This is a genomic window from Litchfieldella rifensis (genome assembly GCF_042646605.1).
Lineage (GTDB): Bacteria > Pseudomonadota > Gammaproteobacteria > Pseudomonadales > Halomonadaceae > Litchfieldella > Litchfieldella rifensis.
Map to the genome: position 1 here is coordinate 422,041 of NZ_JBHRUG010000048.1, position 15,655 is coordinate 437,695.

Annotated in this window: 16 protein-coding genes; 15 read left to right on the forward strand and 1 reads right to left on the reverse strand. The window is 63.1% G+C overall.

Annotated features, from left to right (window positions below; genetic code table 11):
- The first annotated feature begins 68 nt into the window (after positions 1–68).
- The gene (locus tag ACFOEV_RS21625) at positions 69–728 is read left to right on the forward strand and encodes a glutathione S-transferase family protein (protein WP_386777034.1); all 660 of its coding nucleotides are present in this window, start codon (positions 69–71) and stop codon (positions 726–728) included.
- A gap of 41 nt (positions 729–769) precedes the next feature.
- On the opposite strand, the gene ACFOEV_RS21630 is transcribed toward ACFOEV_RS21625, so the two are convergent.
- Positions 770–1,459, reverse strand: a complete 690-nt coding sequence (locus tag ACFOEV_RS21630) for a GntR family transcriptional regulator (RefSeq protein ID WP_386777036.1) — start codon at positions 1,457–1,459, stop codon at positions 770–772.
- A 288-nt stretch (positions 1,460–1,747) separates the two neighbouring features.
- On the opposite strand from ACFOEV_RS21630, the gene ACFOEV_RS21635 reads away from it, so the two are divergent.
- From ACFOEV_RS21635 to pqqA, 14 genes are all read left to right on the forward strand, one after another.
- The gene (locus ACFOEV_RS21635) at positions 1,748–2,902 is read left to right on the forward strand and encodes a M24 family metallopeptidase (RefSeq protein WP_386777038.1); all 1,155 of its coding nucleotides are present in this window, start codon (positions 1,748–1,750) and stop codon (positions 2,900–2,902) included.
- Between the two features lie 76 nt (positions 2,903–2,978).
- A complete protein-coding gene (gene ehuB, locus ACFOEV_RS21640; RefSeq protein WP_386777040.1) occupies positions 2,979–3,824 on the forward strand; it encodes an ectoine/hydroxyectoine ABC transporter substrate-binding protein EhuB in 846 nt (281 codons plus the stop codon).
- Between the two features lie 10 nt (positions 3,825–3,834).
- Positions 3,835–4,491: an ectoine/hydroxyectoine ABC transporter permease subunit EhuC gene (gene ehuC / locus ACFOEV_RS21645; protein WP_386777042.1), complete on the forward strand. Its 657-nt coding sequence runs from the start codon at positions 3,835–3,837 to the stop codon at positions 4,489–4,491.
- Entirely contained in the window at positions 4,491–5,174 is a 684-nt protein-coding gene (gene ehuD / locus ACFOEV_RS21650) for an ectoine/hydroxyectoine ABC transporter permease subunit EhuD (protein WP_386777044.1), read from the forward strand. Before ehuC ends, ehuD begins: the two co-directional genes overlap by 1 nt.
- 2 nt (positions 5,175–5,176) lie before the next feature.
- A complete protein-coding gene (ehuA, locus tag ACFOEV_RS21655; RefSeq protein WP_449280249.1) occupies positions 5,177–6,004 on the forward strand; it encodes an ectoine/hydroxyectoine ABC transporter ATP-binding protein EhuA in 828 nt (275 codons plus the stop codon).
- A 4-nt stretch (positions 6,005–6,008) separates the two neighbouring features.
- Positions 6,009–7,268 (forward strand): sarcosine oxidase subunit beta family protein, encoded by a 1,260-nt coding sequence (locus ACFOEV_RS21660; RefSeq protein WP_386777045.1) that lies wholly within the window; start codon positions 6,009–6,011, stop codon positions 7,266–7,268.
- A gap of 90 nt (positions 7,269–7,358) precedes the next feature.
- On the forward strand, positions 7,359–7,637 hold the full coding sequence (locus ACFOEV_RS21665; protein WP_386777047.1) for a sarcosine oxidase subunit delta: 279 nt from the start codon (positions 7,359–7,361) through the stop codon (positions 7,635–7,637).
- On the forward strand, positions 7,634–10,585 hold the full coding sequence (locus ACFOEV_RS21670) for a sarcosine oxidase subunit alpha family protein (protein ID WP_386777049.1): 2,952 nt from the start codon (positions 7,634–7,636) through the stop codon (positions 10,583–10,585). Before ACFOEV_RS21665 ends, ACFOEV_RS21670 begins: the two co-directional genes overlap by 4 nt.
- Positions 10,578–11,123 carry a sarcosine oxidase subunit gamma gene (locus ACFOEV_RS21675; RefSeq protein WP_386777051.1) on the forward strand — a complete coding sequence of 182 codons (546 nt, stop codon included), beginning with the start codon at positions 10,578–10,580 and terminating at the stop codon, positions 11,121–11,123. The genes ACFOEV_RS21670 and ACFOEV_RS21675 overlap by 8 nt, the downstream gene beginning before the upstream one ends.
- Positions 11,124–11,148: 25 nt before the next feature.
- The gene (locus ACFOEV_RS21680; RefSeq protein ID WP_386777053.1) at positions 11,149–12,201 is read left to right on the forward strand and encodes a threonine aldolase family protein; all 1,053 of its coding nucleotides are present in this window, start codon (positions 11,149–11,151) and stop codon (positions 12,199–12,201) included.
- 22 nt (positions 12,202–12,223) lie between these two features.
- Positions 12,224–13,651: an aldehyde dehydrogenase family protein gene (locus ACFOEV_RS21685; protein ID WP_386777055.1), complete on the forward strand. Its 1,428-nt coding sequence runs from the start codon at positions 12,224–12,226 to the stop codon at positions 13,649–13,651.
- A gap of 403 nt (positions 13,652–14,054) precedes the next feature.
- Positions 14,055–14,576 (forward strand): hypothetical protein, encoded by a 522-nt coding sequence (locus ACFOEV_RS21690; RefSeq protein WP_386777057.1) that lies wholly within the window; start codon positions 14,055–14,057, stop codon positions 14,574–14,576.
- 167 nt (positions 14,577–14,743) lie between these two features.
- On the forward strand, positions 14,744–14,968 hold the full coding sequence (locus ACFOEV_RS21695) for a hypothetical protein (protein ID WP_386777059.1): 225 nt from the start codon (positions 14,744–14,746) through the stop codon (positions 14,966–14,968).
- A 357-nt stretch (positions 14,969–15,325) separates the two neighbouring features.
- Positions 15,326–15,397 (forward strand): pyrroloquinoline quinone precursor peptide PqqA, encoded by a 72-nt coding sequence (gene pqqA, locus ACFOEV_RS21700; RefSeq protein ID WP_189471662.1) that lies wholly within the window; start codon positions 15,326–15,328, stop codon positions 15,395–15,397.
- Positions 15,398–15,655 lie beyond the last annotated feature (258 nt).

Below are 15,655 nucleotides of genomic sequence, written 5' to 3' on the forward strand. Positions count from 1 at the left end.
GGAATAGCGGCCCAGGATCATCTCTTGGGCCGCCTAGCCCGAAAGCTCGATAGATCAAGGAGTCAAAGATGGCCATGAAGCTTTATGCCCACCCGTTTTCCTCATACTGCCAGAAGGTGTTGATCGCACTGTACGAGAACGACATCCTGTTCGAGTACCGCATGCTGGCGCCAGACGACGCACAGGTGACGGCGGAGCTCGAAGCGCTATGGCCGCTCAAGCGCTTTCCCGTGCTGGTGGACGACGGTCGTACGGTGGTGGAGTCGAGCATCATCATCGAGCATTTGGGGATACATCATCCCGGCCAGGTACGGTTGATCCCCGAGGAGGCGCGCGTCGCGCTCGATGTGCGGATGATGGATCGTTTTTTCGACAACTACGTGATGACACCGATGCAGAAGATCGTATTCGACAGCATCCGCTTGGCCGAGAATCGCGACCGCCAAGGAGTCGCCGAGGCACAGGGAATGCTCGATACCGCCTACCGCTGGCTCGACGAGGCAATGGCGGGGCGCGAGTGGGCAGCGGGCGACGCCTTCAGCCTCGCCGATTGCGCTGCCGCGCCTGCGCTGTTCTACGCCGACTGGACCCACCCGATCGGCGAGACATTCACGAACGTTCATGCCTATCGGCGGCGGCTGCTCGCGCGCCTCTCCTTCGCACGGGCGGTGGACGAGGCGCGACCCTACCGTCCACTCTTCCCACTCGGTGCCCCCGACCGCGACTGACCGCGGTACGATGATCAGGAGCGGCGGCCGGCAAGTGGCGGTCAGTTATGCTCCATGATGGCCTTCATTCTCTCGATGTTCTGTTCGATCGCTTCCTTGCGCACCTGGCCAAGGGCGCGAATGTCGCGCTTGTGCATCGCATCGAGCGAGTCGTCGATCTCACGGATGAGCGCGTCGATTTCCTCTTCCCAGTTCATCCTGGGCACCATCGACAACCAGATGCGGGCGATCTGGAAATAGAGCTGCATGACGATTTCGCGGGCGCGGATGTTGACGATGATGTCGGCGTGCGCTTCCTGAAGCCTGAGATGCAGTTCACCGAGTCTTGCCACGTCATGGTGCTCGCGAAGCCCCCGGCACCGCTCGCGAATGTCGCGAAGCTGCTCGGCCCGTTCCCACCAGTGTTCCGCTGGCGATAGGCTGGCGAGATTGGCCTCCAGAATCATGCGGATGGCATAGACATCCCTCACCGACTCGAAGTCGAAGCTGGTGACGACCGTCTGCAGCCCCTGACGGCGCTCGGCCAGGTGCTCCAGTTCCAGTCGGAGCAAAGCCCTCCTGATCGGGGTGCGACTCACCTCGAACTCCTTGGCTAGCTGCGACTCGCTGAGCTTGGTCCCCGGCGGATAATGGAGCAGGCAGATTCGATCGCGCAGGCAGATATAGATCTCCTCGGTGCGGCGCTGGGCGGCACCGAGCTTGGCGAATTGTTCGTTCGGATCTCGGCGCATGCTCTATCGATACTCCTCTACTGGGGGCTTGTGTGACCGACATCTTGCTTCCTTGATGTTCACTTCGTCGCGATAGACCTTCGTATACCAATGCGATCATGAATTCTTCAAAATCAATATAACCCATTGTTTTGTTTGAAATTATAAACATCTTTCAGAGGCTTTTCCTGGAAGACGTTTCCTGTGTTGACCTGTTTTCCTGACGATGCCATGCTTGGATCCAAGTGGAAGTCGCTTGGATTCAAGTGAAAAATCGATCCCTGTCAACAATAATAATGAGATAGCGATATGGACCATCATCCCCTGTTCCCTCGCGAGGAGTTCCAAGGCCGCGTGGTTCGCGTGCGCTCACTGATGGCTGAGCATGGTCTCCAGTGCCTTCTGGTGTCGAAGCCGGAGAACATCTACTACCTGACGGGCCTGGATCATCAAGGGTATTTCGCCTTCCATCTGCTGGTGGTGCCAATGGACGGAAGGCCTATCCTGATCACTCGCGCCATGGAGTGGGCCACCATCGGGGACCAGCTCACCGAGGCGGACTTCGTCGGTCATTCGGACAGTACGCCGCCGGAAATCACTGTGGCCGAGGTGCTCGGAGGGTTGGGCTTGACCCAAGCCCAAGCCGGGGTCGAGAAGTATAGCAACAGCTTCCCGCTGGCCATCTACGAAGGCCTGTGCGCGACCCTGCCCGAGCTGAAGTGCACGGATGCCTCGTGGCTGGTTGAATCGCTACGGCAAGTCAAGTCAGTGCTGGAAATCGAGTATGCCCGCTGTGCCGCGCATGTTACCGACACGATGATCGAGGCGGCACTCGAGGTGGCCCGTCCTGGCGCCAATGAGCAGGAAGTGGCGGCCGAGATCCATCGCCGGATGATCCTGGCCGGTGGAGAACCGCCGGGCTTCACGCCTTTCATTCGTCCCACGCCCCGCATAAAGCAGGAACACACCAGCTGGCGTAATCGCGAGCTGCGCGCCGGCGAGGCGCTGTTCCTCGAAATGGCGGGCTGTGTCGGTCGCTACCATGCACCGGCCGGGCGCTTCCTCTACTTGGGCGATGCGCCGGCCAACACCGAGCGGGCCCAGCGCGCCTGCCTGGATGCCTTCGACGCGGTGGTCGACGCCATCCAGCCCGGTGTCACCGCCGCCGAGGTATATGCCTGCTGGCAGAACTCAGTCGAGCGTTCCGGCGTGCGGGACTACCGTCGCCACCACTGCGGCTACATGGTCGGCCTTGGCTATCCTCCTAGTTGGACCGGTGGAAGTCAGGTGGTCGGTCTGCGTCACGACAGCGACATGCTGCTAAAGCCGGGCATGACCTTCCATGTGTTGTCCTGGCTGCTCGGCTCCAACCTGGGTGACTACTTCCTTTCCAACACGGTCGTCCTGACCGATAGGGGCTGCGAGGTACTGACACGCAGTCCTTGCCGGTTGGAGGCGAACTGAGGCTTCGCCCCATTCCCGCGAACTGGTCGTCACTTCAGAGCAACAACAACCACAACGTATGACCTGGAGGCATGACATGAATATCTTCCGTACCGCAATCACCGCCAACGTCCTGGCCGTAGCCATCGTCGCCAGCACCCCCGCTCTGGCCGTCACCTTGGACGAGTTGCGCGAGCGTGGAGCCGTACGCGCCGCCTTCGCCAACGAATCCCCCTATGGCTACGTGAATGAAGAGGGTGTCCTCACCGGCGAGTCACCCGAGGTGGCCAGGGTCATCTTCAATCGCCTTGGCGTGGAAAACCTGGATGGCATATTGACCGAATGGGCTTCGCTGCTGCCAGGCCTCAACGCCGGCCGCTGGGACATGGTCGCCGCCGGCATGTTCATTACCCCCGGGCGCTGCAAGGAGGTGGCCTTCTCCAATCCCAGCTACATGATGGGACAGTCGTTCCTGGTCCAGGCCGGCAACCCTCATGACCTGCACAGCTATGAGGATGTCGCCAACAACGACGAGGTCACCCTAGGCGTACTGGCCGGCGCCGTCGAGCGTGGCTATGCCCGCGACGCCGGCATTCCGGACTCGCAGGTCCAGGAGCTGCCGGACCAGACCAGCATGCTGGCGGCGGTGCGCACCGGGCGTATCGATGCCGCGGCACTGACCTCCGTCTCCATCGAGCGCATGGCGCAACTGGGCGGCGACCGGGTCGAACGTGCCGAGCCATTCGACACTCCGCCCGAAGCCATCGGTTACGGCGGCTTCGCCTTCCGCAAGGCGGACGAAGCGCTGATCGAGGAATTCAACGCCCATCTCGCCGACTTCATCGGCAGCGAGGAGCACCTGGAACTGGTCCGGCCGTTCGGTTTCACCGAGGCCAACCTGCCGGGCGACACCACCGCGGAAGAACTCTGTCAGGGTTCTTGAGACCATATCGATGGACCTATTACGTTTTCTGCCACTGATGCTCGAGGGGGCCTGGGTCACCGCCCAGATCACGGCGCTGGCCCTGCTCCTCGCCCTGGTAATGGGGTTCACGGCCGCCCTGATGCGGCTGTCCCGTTACCGCCTCTTGCGTGGCGTGGCAACCGTCTACGTGGAGGTGTTTCGCGGCACATCGGCGCTCGTCCAACTGTTCTGGATGTTCTACGTGCTGCCGCATTTCGGCGTCAATATCAATCCCTTCATGGTCGGCTGGATCGCCCTCGGCCTGAACATCGGAGCCTATGGGGCCGAAGTCATCCGGGGAGCGATCCAGGCGGTGCCGAAAGGCCAGTACGAGGCGACCATTGCGGTCAACATGACCCGCTGGCAAGCCATGTATCGGGTGATCATTCCCCAAGCCATTCCCGACATGATCCCGCCCTGGGGCAACCTCTCCATCGAACTGCTGAAGGCCACCTCGCTGGTGTCGCTGATCACCATCGCCGACCTCACCTTCCGGGCCAGGCAGCTCAATGACCGGACCTTCGAAACGGTGGAGATCTTCACGCTGGTGCTGCTGATGTATCTGGCCATGGCACTGGTAATCACTGCGGGAATGCGTCTGCTGGAGCGTTACACCAGCCGTGGTCTTGGCCGAGGAGGTATCTGATGAATATCTGGGACTGGGAATTCGCCTGGCGCATCATGCCGCTGCTGCTGGACGCGGTAGTGATCACCGTCTACGCCACCGTGCTGGGCTTCGTGTTCGCCGCCGTGTTCGCCGCCGTGTTCGGCCTGGTGCTGGCATTGATGCGCCGCAGCCATCGGCCCTGGATCTCGCTGCCGACCGCGGCCTTCGTGGAGTTCGTTCGCAGCACGCCGCTGCTGGTACAGATCTACTTCCTGTATTTCGTGCTACCCGAATTCGGCGTGCTGATGCCGGCGATCGTGGCCGGGATTCTGGGGCTCGGCCTGCACTTCTCCACCTATTGCTCCGAAGTCTATCGTGCCGGCCTCGACGGCGTGCCACGCGGACAGTGGGAAGCGGCGGTATCGCTCAACATGAGCCGCTACCGCACCTACCGGGACATCGTCATTCCACAGGCCATCCCGCCGGTGGTTCCCGCCCTAGGCAACTATCTCGTCGGCATGATCAAGGAAACACCGCTACTGTCGTCGATCGCCGTTGTCGAAGTCATGCAGCAGGCCAAGATCATCGGCTCGGAAACCTTCCGCTACATCGAACCCATCACCCTGGTCGGCGCCTTCTTCCTGGTCGTCAGCCTGATCGCCATGATGGGGATCCGCCGCACCGAGGCTTGGTTGCGTCAAAAAGTACTGGGGAGTAACTAACCATGCTGAAAACGATCGAAAATTCGGCAGCGGTCACCCAAGCCGCCGACCACAACCAGTCGACGACCCCGATGGTGCGTTTCGACAAGGTCACCAAGCGCTTCGGCGACCTGGTGGTTCTCAACGCCCTGGACCTGGATATCGCGCCCAATGAGCGCGTGGCCATCATCGGCCCGTCCGGCTCAGGGAAGTCCACGCTGCTGCGCCTGCTGATGACGCTGGAAACGCCCAACGAGGGAGTCATCTACGTCGAAGGCGAGCCGCTCAACATGATGCCGCGCAACGGCAAGCTGGTCCCCGCCGACGAGCGCCACATCCGCCGGGTGCGGCAGCGGATCGGCATGGTGTTCCAGCATTTCCACCTGTTTCCACACATGTCCGCGCTCGGCAACGTGATCGAGGCGCCGATCCACGTGCTGGGATTGAGCCGTCAGGAGGCGGTGGCCCGCGGCGAAGAGCTGCTGGAAATGGTCGGCCTGGTCGACAAGCGCGACCAACGCCCCAGCCAGCTCTCCGGCGGCCAGCAACAACGCGTGGCCATCGCCCGCTCGCTGGCCATGCGCCCCGACATCATGCTGTTCGACGAGGTGACCTCGGCGCTCGACCCGGAACTCGTCGGCGAAGTGTTGAGTACCATTCGTCGGATCGGCGAGGAGCACAACATCACCATGTTGATCGTCACCCATGAGATGGGCTTCGCGAAGGAATTCGCCGACCGCGTGTGCTTTTTCGACGAAGGCAAGATCTGTGAACAAGGACCGGCCAAGGAACTGCTGACCAATCCACAGAACCCGCGTACCCAACGCTTCCTGCAGGCAGTGCTCGGATAACCTCATGACGCGCTATTCCGCTTTTTCCCTGGTTCGTCACGCCCTGAGCGGACATCGGCACTGGCCCCAGGCGCTGCCCGACGTCTCCCCCAGCGAGCGTTACGACGTGGTGATCGTCGGGGCCGGCGGGCATGGCCTGGCGGCCGCCTACTACCTGGCACGCAAGCACGGCATCACCAACGTGGCGGTGATCGACAAGGGCTGGCTGGGCGGGGGCAACGTCGCTCGCAACACCACCATCGTGCGCTCCAACTACTTCCATCCCGCGCGCCGGGCGATCACCGAGCATGCCCTGAAACTGTGGGAAGGGCTGAGCCAGGAGCTCAACTACAACGTCATGTTCAGCCAGCGCGGCATCATCAACCTGGCCCATAGCAGCGGCCAGATCGACGATATGGCGCGCCGCGGCAACGCGATGAGCGTCAGCGGGGTGGCAACCGAACTGCTGAGCGTGGAGCAGATTCGCGAGCGGGTTCCGCTGTTGGATACCTCGCCCGATGCGCGCTTCCCGATCAAGGGCGGCATGATCCAGCACCGCGCGGGCACCGCCCGCCACGATGCGGTCGCCTGGGGTTACGCCAGGGCGGCGGCCCAGTTGGGAGTGCACATCATCCAGAACTGCGAGGTGACCGGTATCGCTCGCAGCAACGGCAAGGTAGTGGGCGTGGAGACCTCGCGCGGGAAGATCGGTGCCGCGCGAGTGGCGCTGGCCGCCGCCGGTGGCTCGTCACGGCTGGCCGAGATGGTTGACCTGCGGCTGCCGCTGGAGAACCACCTGCTGCAGGCCTGCGTGACCGAGCCGGTCAAGCCGGTGCTCGATAGCGTGGTCACCCACGGGGTGCATAACTTCTATATCAGCCAGACCGACAAGGGCGAGCTGGTGCTGGGCGGCGACCTGGACGGCTACAACAACTCGACCAGCGTTGGCGACCTGCCGCCCCTCGAGGCGATGGTACGTACCTGCCTGACGCTGTTCCCCAGCCTGGGGCAGCTGCGGCTGATGCGCTCCTGGGGCGGGGTGGTCGACATGTCCATGGACGGCAGCCCGATCCTATCGAAGACACCGGTGGACGGCCTCTACATCAATGCGGGCTGGTGCTATGGCGGCTTCAAGGCCACGCCGGCGGCGGGTGACGTGCTGGCCGAGCTGATCGCCACCGATCGCACGCCGGCGCTGGCCGAGACCTTTGCGCTGGACCGCTTCGCCACCGGGCGGGTGATTGCCGAAGAAGGCCATGGCCCGCGTCCGTGGATGTACCACTGACCCTGTCAACCAATCAACCATTGTTGCTCTGCCCGGCCGCTTTCGCTGGCCAGTAGTTTGATCGAGCAGTGCTCCTGAAGGAATGCACACATGCTGCGTATACCCTGCCCCTACTGCGGTGAGCGGGATTACACCGAGTTCACCTATGGTGGCGATGCCAACCAGGCGCGCCCCGCCGATCCCGAGCGCGTTTCCGACGCCGAGTGGGAAACCTTTCTGTACCGGCGTGGAAACCCGGCTGGCGAGCATATCGAGTACTGGCAGCACAGCTTCGGCTGCCGCCAGTGGCTGAAGGTCGTCCGCGACACCGTGACCCACGACATCATCACAGTGACAGGCCCCACAGCGCAACGGGAGGAAAAGGCGTGACACAGCCGCATCGCATTGCACGGGACGGCCTGCTGATCGATCGGGGTCGACCGCTGTCTTTCCGCTTCAATGGCAAGACCTACCAAGGCTACGAGGGCGACACCCTGGCCTCGGCGCTGCTCGCCAACGGCGTGCACCTGGTCGGCCGCAGCTTCAAGTATCACCGGCCACGGGGCATCCTCAGTGCCGGTGTCGAAGAGCCCAACGCGCTGGTCGAGCTCGGCCGCGAGGGCGCCCACCAGCCCAACCTGCGCGCGACCGAGATCCCGCTGTTCGAGGGACTCGAGGCACGCAGCCAGAACTGTTGGCCCTCGCTGGAGTGGGATTTGAGCGCAGCGGCCCAGTTGGCCGCCCCCCTGCTGACCGCGGGCTTCTACTACAAGACCTTCATGCAGCCGTCCTGGGCGTGGCGGCACTATGAAAAGGTGATTCGCAAGGCCGCCGGGCTGGGCAAGGCCCCGATCGTTCGCGACGAGGCACGCTACGACAAGCGTCGCCAGTATTGCGATCTGCTGGTGGTGGGCGCCGGCCCCGCCGGGCTGATGGCCGCCATCGCGGCGGCCCGTCGTGGCGCAAGGGTGATCCTGGTCGATGAGCGCCGCGAGCTGGGCGGCATGCTGCTGGAAGAGTTCGTGCACATTGCCGAGCAGACCGTCAGGCAATGGGTGCAACAAACCCTGGCCGAGCTGGAAGCGCTGGAAACCGTGACCGTTCTGCCTCGCACCACGGTGTTCGGCCGCTACCGTCACGGCAAGTTCGGCCTGGTACAGCACACCGAGCAGGGGCAGATCCTGCACGCCGTGCACGCCCGTCGGGCGGTGATGGCCAGCGGCGCCATCGAGCGGCCGCTGGTGTTCTCCGACAACGATCGTCCCGGCGTGATGCTGGCCGGTGCCGTACGGCGCTATGTGCGCTGCTACGGCGTGGTACCGGGGCGCCGGGCAGTGATCTTCACCAACAACGACAGCGCCTACGAGACCGCCCGCTGCCTGAAGGAGGCCGGTGCCGAGGTGGCGGCGATCGTCGACCTGCGTGGCCAGGCACCGAGCGTGGCCGGGCTCGAGGATGTGGAGATCCTGACCCGGGCCGAGGTGGTCGGCGTACGGGGCAGCCGGCACATCAAGGCCGTGGATATCGAAGGCAGCGGCAAGCGTCGGCGGATCGAATGCGACCTGCTCTGCGTCTCGGGCGGCTGGACGCCCACCATTCACCTGCTGGCCCACGGCGGCAAGAACACACTGACATACAACACGGCCTGGGGGGCCTTTACCCCCACTTCCGACGAGCCACTATTGGGCATCCATGCCGCCGGTGCCTGCAACGGTGCCCAGTCGCTGGTAACTATCCTCGCCCAGGGGATCGCGGCCGGCGAGGCGGCCGCCGAGGCGCTGGGCTGCGAGGTGGCAACGCCGATGGCGCTGCCGGTCGTCCAGTACGCAGGCAACGAGCTGTCCCTGAACGCCGCGCCGGTGTGCGAGGTGCGCGGCGGTCGTGGCAAGAAGTTCGTCGATCTGCAGGACGATGTCACGGTGCGCGACCTGGAGTTGGCCCTGCGCGAGGGCTATCGCTCCATCGAGCACGTCAAGCGTTACACCACCCTGGGCATGGGCACCGATCAGGGCCGCACCAGCAACATCAACGGCATGCGCATCGTCGCCGAGCGCCTGGGCAAGCGGATCGACGAGGTCGGTATCACCACCTTCCGCCCACCGTTCACCCCGGTCTCGCTGGGCGCCCTGGCCGGCCGCGAGAGCGACCGCCGCCTCGACGTCTTGCGCCGCTCGCCGATGCATGACTGGCACGTGCGCAACGGCGCCGTGTTCATGCCTTCCGGGCTGTGGCTGCGGCCGCAGTACTATCGCCGCCCGGGCCATGGCGAGACCCTGACCGAGACCGCCCGCAAGGAAGCCGCCAACGTGCGCGACAAGGTGGGTATCGCCGATGTCTCGACCCTCGGCAAGATCGAGGTTCAGGGGCGCGATGCCGCGGAGTTCCTCAACCGCCTCTACGTCAGCCGCTGCGGCAACGTGGGCCTGCACAAGGCGCGCTACGGCGTGATGCTGCGCGAGGACGGCTTCGTCTTCGACGACGGCACTGTGGTGAAGCTGGCCGACAACCGCTACCTGATCTCGACCACGACGGCCAATGCCGGCGCCGTGCTCTCGCACATGGAATTCCATCAGCAGATGGTGTGGCCGGACCTGTCCGTCTATATCGAGCCGGTTACCGAGCAGTGGGCGGTGGTGGCGCTGGCCGGTCCCGCCAGCCGCGAGGTACTGGCCCGATTGATGCCGGAGGAGGATGTCGGCAACGAGGCGCTGCCCTTCCTGGGCTACCGTGAGGCCCGCTTCCAGGGCGTTGTCGCGCGTCTGTTCCGCATCAGCTTCTCCGGCGAGCGCGCCTACGAGATCGCCGTGCCCGCCGACCATGGCCTGGCGCTGTGGGAGGCGTTGCTCGAAGCGGGAGAGCCGTTCGGCATCATACCCTACGGGCTGGAGGCGATGGACTACCTGCGCATCGAGAAGGGCCACCTGATCATCGGTGCCGACATCGATGGCCGGGTCACGCCCCATGACATCGGACTGGGCGGTATGATCCGCGGCGACGACGACTTCATCGGCCGTCGCTCGCTGCAGCGCCCGGCCTTGACCGAGGAGGGCCGTCCCCGCCTGGTCGGATTCGTTTCCGCCGATGGCGAAACCCCGATCCCCGCCGGTGCCCAACTCGTCGCCAAGCGCTGGACCGGCACTCCACAGGACAGTCTTGGCCGCATCACCTCGCCGGGCTTCAGTCCAGTCCTCGACTGCCCCATCGCCCTGGGCCTGGCCGAAGTAACGGCCGAAGGCGACAGCCTCTATGCCGTATCGCCGCTGACCGGCGAGCAGGCTGAAGTCACCGTGACACGGCCGGTGTTCCATGACCCCAAAGGAGAACGTCTACGTGGCTGAAGGCATCACGACACAAGCACGAGCCATCCAGGTTCAGGCGTGCCAGCAACGCCAGTCGGCGCTGGCCGGCATCGAGACGCGTACCCATCCGCGGGTGCGTATCAGCGCCTCGCAGCCGAGCGCCATGCTGTCCGTGCAGGGCGTGGATGACGCCGCCGCCCTGGCCTCGCTGGGCAACCATCGTGCCCTGCTATGGACCGGGCCTGCGCGCCGGATGGTGGTGGCAGAACATGAATCGCCGCAGGCGCTGGCCGCGGCTCTCGCTGACTTGCCGGAAGACGTTATGGTCACCGACGTGAGCCATGCCTGGTGCCGTCTCATCCTTGAGGGCAGCGGTGCCCACGAGTTGCTGCAAAGCGGCATCGGGCTGGATCTGTCGCCCGCTGTATGGCCGGTAGGCCATAGCACCTCCACCGCTTTCCGCGAGGTCCAGGTGTTGCTGCATGCCACCGGCCCGGATCGCTTCGATCTCTACACCTTCCGCAGTGTTGCGCTGTGCCTCTGGCAGTGGCTCGACGACGGTGCCGCGGGCCTGTGAGGGCAGGGTAACGATGGTGACAACCATGAACGTCAACCCGCTCGCGCCGGGGCGGATCTTCGCCAGCGACAATGCCTCCGGCGTGCATCCGCGGGTAATGGAGGCGCTTCAGGCAGCCAACCTCGGCCACCAGCTCGGCTACGGCAACGACCCTTACACCGAGCGGGTCAGGGGGTTGTTCAAGGAGGTCTTCGGCCCCGGCGCCGAGACTTTCCTGCTGCTCAACGGCACCGGCTCCAACGTGCTCGCCCTCAAGGGCATGCTGCGTTCCCACGAGGCGGTCTGCTGCTCGCATGAGGCCCACCTGCTGGTCGATGAGTGCGGCGCGCCCGAGAACGTCATCGGTTGCAAGCTGGTGGCACTGCCGGTGCATCAAGGCAAGCTCGACCTCCCGGCGCTGGAAGCGCATATCAGGCGGGTCGCCGGCATTCAGCACCATAGCCAGCCCCGAGTGGTGAGCATCGCCCAGGCCACCGAACGGGGCACCGTCTATCACCTGGACGAGCTACAGGCGATCGTCGCTGTCGCACGCCGCCACGGTCTACTGGTGCACATGGACGGTGCCCGGATCGCCAACGCCGCCGTGGCGCTGGGGATATCGTTCAAGGAAATGACCGCCGACGTCGGCATCGACGTGGTCTCCTTCGGCGGCACCAAGAACGGACTGATGATGGCCGAGGCACTGGTGGTGCTGAATCCGGCGCTGGTCGAGGCCTATCCCTTCATCCGCAAGCAGGGCATGCAACTGGCCTCCAAGCACCGCTTCCTGGCGGCCCAGTACCTGGCCTACTTCGAAGGCGATCTGTGGCGAGAGAACGCCGCCCACGCCAATGCCATGGCACGCTACCTGGCCGATGGCCTGAGCCACTTCGACGAGATCGCGCTGACCGCGCCAGTCGAGGCCAACCTGGTCTTCGCCACCCTGCCTCGGGAGTGGATCCAGCCGCTGCAGCAGGCTTGCAATTTCAACGTGTGGGATGCGGCTCGCGCCGAGGTGCGCCTGATCGCTTCCTTCGACACGACCCGCGAGGACATCGACGCCTTCCTCGCGGAAATCCACAAGCTGAATCAATGCTAGCGAATCGTACAGGAAGAGAGACATGAGCCAGATCGAACTCCGCAATCCCTTCACTGGGGACGTCGTCTTCTCCCACCCTTCGGAAAGCTTCGAGGAGGTGAACGCCCGGATCGATGCCGCCCAGGCGGCCTCCCATGCCTGGCGCAAGCTCAGCCCAGCACGCCGGGCCGAGGTGCTGATGGCGGCACTGGACTATTTCCGCACCCATCGCGACGAGATCGGGACCGGCATCTCCCGGGAGATGGGTAAGCCGCGGCAGGCGGCCGCCGACGAGATCGACTTCATGCTCGAACGGGCCGAGTATCTGTGCCGCTTCGCCAGCGACGGGGCCTTGGCCCCGCACCGGCTGGACGCCTATCAGGACGAGAGTTTCCAGGGGCGCATCGAGTCGCGCGCCAAAGGCGTGGTCTATGTCATCACGCCTTGGAACTACCCCCTGTTCTGCGCCATCAACGGCACCATGTGCGCGCTGCTCAGTGGCAGCGCCGTAATCCTCAAGCACACGACGACGCCGTCGGTGGGCGCTCACTTCGAGAAGGCCTTCGGCAGTCTAGCCGGCATCGACGACCTGCTGGTCAACGTGACCGTGGACTTCGATGTCTCGGCGCGCCTCATCGAGGAGAGCGACATCAACCATGTGGTGTTCACCGGCTCCGTGCGGGGCGGCCAGATCATCCAGCAGAGCGTCGCCCAACGGGCCTTCAACGACGTGCCATCACCCTTCATCGAGTGCTCGCTGGAGTTGGGCAGTTCCGATGCCGCCTACATCGCCGAGGATGCCGACCTGGACGATGCCGCGATGTGGACGGTCAAGATCGGTCGCCTGCACAACTCCGGGCAGTCATGCTGTGCGGTGAAACGCGTGTATGTCCACGAAGCCCTCCATGATGCCTTCGTGGAGAAGGCCAAGGCGATCATGGAAGCCGAGGTCAACGGCGACCCGATGGCGGAGACCACCACCCTGGGGCCGCTGTTCGGCGGCAGTCGGGAGGTGGAGCGCCTGATGGAAATGATCAAGGACGCCGAGAAGAAGGGCGCCCGGGTGGTCTGCGGCGGCACGACCGAAACCATCGGCGCGGCACTGTTCCTCAAGCCGACCCTGCTGGCTGATGCCGATGGCGAGATGCGCGTGCTCAACGAGGAAACCTTCGGTCCGGTGCTGCCAGTGGTCAAGGTAGCGAACGACGAGGAGGGCATGGCCCAGGTCTCGCGCAGCCGCTACGGCCTGACCGCCTCCATCTTCACCACTTCACGCGAGCGCGCCGAGCGCTTCGTCGAGGCAATCGAAAGCGGCACCGTCTACGTCAATCGCTGCAACTTCGTCGATGCGCGGCTCGGCTGGATCGGCCACAAGCACTCGGGCAATGGCTCGTTGGCGTTGTCGCCTCTTGGCCTCTCGGCCTACAGCTATGCCAAGTCGGTCAATGTCGATCCGAGCAAGCTCTCCTGATCCCGGTACCACACCATCAAGGACCACCACGATGACAATGTTTCGACGTGCGAAACAAGGGAGCTTGTTCTTATTTCCGATTCTGCGTGGGGAATCAGGTATTTTAGTGTGAATATAAAGCTACTCATGTAGTTTAAAAGATGAGTAATGGCTCCTGCTGTCAGAATAAAAAGGTTGAATCATCTCGGATTATATTGAGGTGCGAGGTAGTAAGGCAAAACGGAAAGCTACCAAATATGTCAGTCGTGTAGTTTGTGTTGTTCGATAAAATAAATATAAATCAGTTGGTTGGAATTGGCTCATGGATTCTGCAAATAATCATTATGGATCAATTATGTCAGATACCGCCTAATATACAGTTAGGCGGTTTGCGTCGGTGTGTCTTAATAGAAGGTGCAAGGTCATGAAACACTGTAATCTGACACAGGATTTGACGAAAGCTATTATCCTGGTGGCATGTTTTGGAGCAACCGTCTCCGCAGCGGTTGCCGAGCCGATCAAAGTCGAAGCCGTGGTGATGCCAAAAGAGGAGATACGTCACGACTTTGCCGATGACAGCGGTCGATTTGTCCAGATGGTCATGCGCGAGGGTGAGGCGACCGGGAGCGGCCCTCTCGATGGAACAGCCGTCACGGAATACGGTCTGCACGACGTCGTGCCCGGCAAGCATGGTGACGCGAGCGGCTATCTGGTGTTCACTGCCTCAGGCGATGACATCGCGTATGTGAAGTGGCTATTGCGTGCCGTATTCGTTCCTGGCCAGGATGGCAAGCCGATGCTGCTCGACAACGGGGTGTGGGAAGTGGTCGGTGGAACCGGAAAGTTCGAGGGGCTTGAGGGGGCCGGTACACTTCATCTCGAATTTCCCTCACAGACCGACCGTGGTTTCATTCTGGAAGGCGACATGGTATCGGTTGTGGAATAGGCCCAAATAGCCAGTGCCGCATCGTGGGCGTCTCGCATCTCCCGACCAATTCAAAGGAAGGTGAGCGTTCTCGATGTTGGCGCATCTTTTGCTTGGATTTATGTACCTATCTCGCTGGTTCACGTGATGGCTAGCGGTTCGGTTGTTAAAGCAAGGAGGGTTACGTCATGGCTAAGATCATTCGATTTCCGGTCGAACGAGTTCGGCGTGACGTCATGATGGAGCGTCAAGTGGCCTCCATGCCACTTGTCTGGTTGCCGTTCGCTATGGGTACCTACCTCTGGCTCTACTGGACAGGAGCCTGGCTGGGCGGCATGGGCTCCGCCAGCGGCAGCCTCGGCCGCAAGGGCAAGTTGGCGAGGCGAGGTGATACATTCAGACGCAGGACCTGAGGCGGGGCGAGCGCGCGCTTGATGGCCTTCAGAGGTCGCTTTCCCTCCGACTCTCCCACAAGCGTCACATGGCGCATGTGTCATTTTGCACCATGTGGACCCGCTAGGGTGCCTCCATTTTGCGACACTTGGCCGGCGCATCGTCGCCGTGCGGCATGCCGAAGTCATCGGCGGTGCGATTACCCATGGCCGATATAGAGCGATGCAGACGTTCGAGAGGTTCCACGTCCCAGGGAACGTCGGGCTCCCAATTGACGAGCCGAACTCCTTCCAAAGTATTGAATCGCCTGTGCGGAGCGGATGCTTAACTGTGATTGGCAATTGCCGATCCATCTTCGCACGTACAGGAGAATCATCATGTGGACCAAACCGACCTATAACGACCTGCGCCTTGGCTTCGAGGTGACCCTCTATATCGCCAACCGTTGAGTGCAACGACTGGGTCTGGCGCCGTGTTGCTCCACGGCGCCAGGCCCAGAAGTGGCCTTCGACGGCATGCGCCTGACGCTGTGAATCGGCATGACCGGGAGCCTGCCATGAATGCGACCGCCACCGACCCGTCCGAATCCGCTCCGCTGACGCCCGACGCCTTTCGCGCCGCGCTGATGGCCAAGGGCGACTACTACCATATCCATCACCCCTATCAGGTCGACATGGCCGAGGGGCGCGCCACCCCCGAGCAGATCC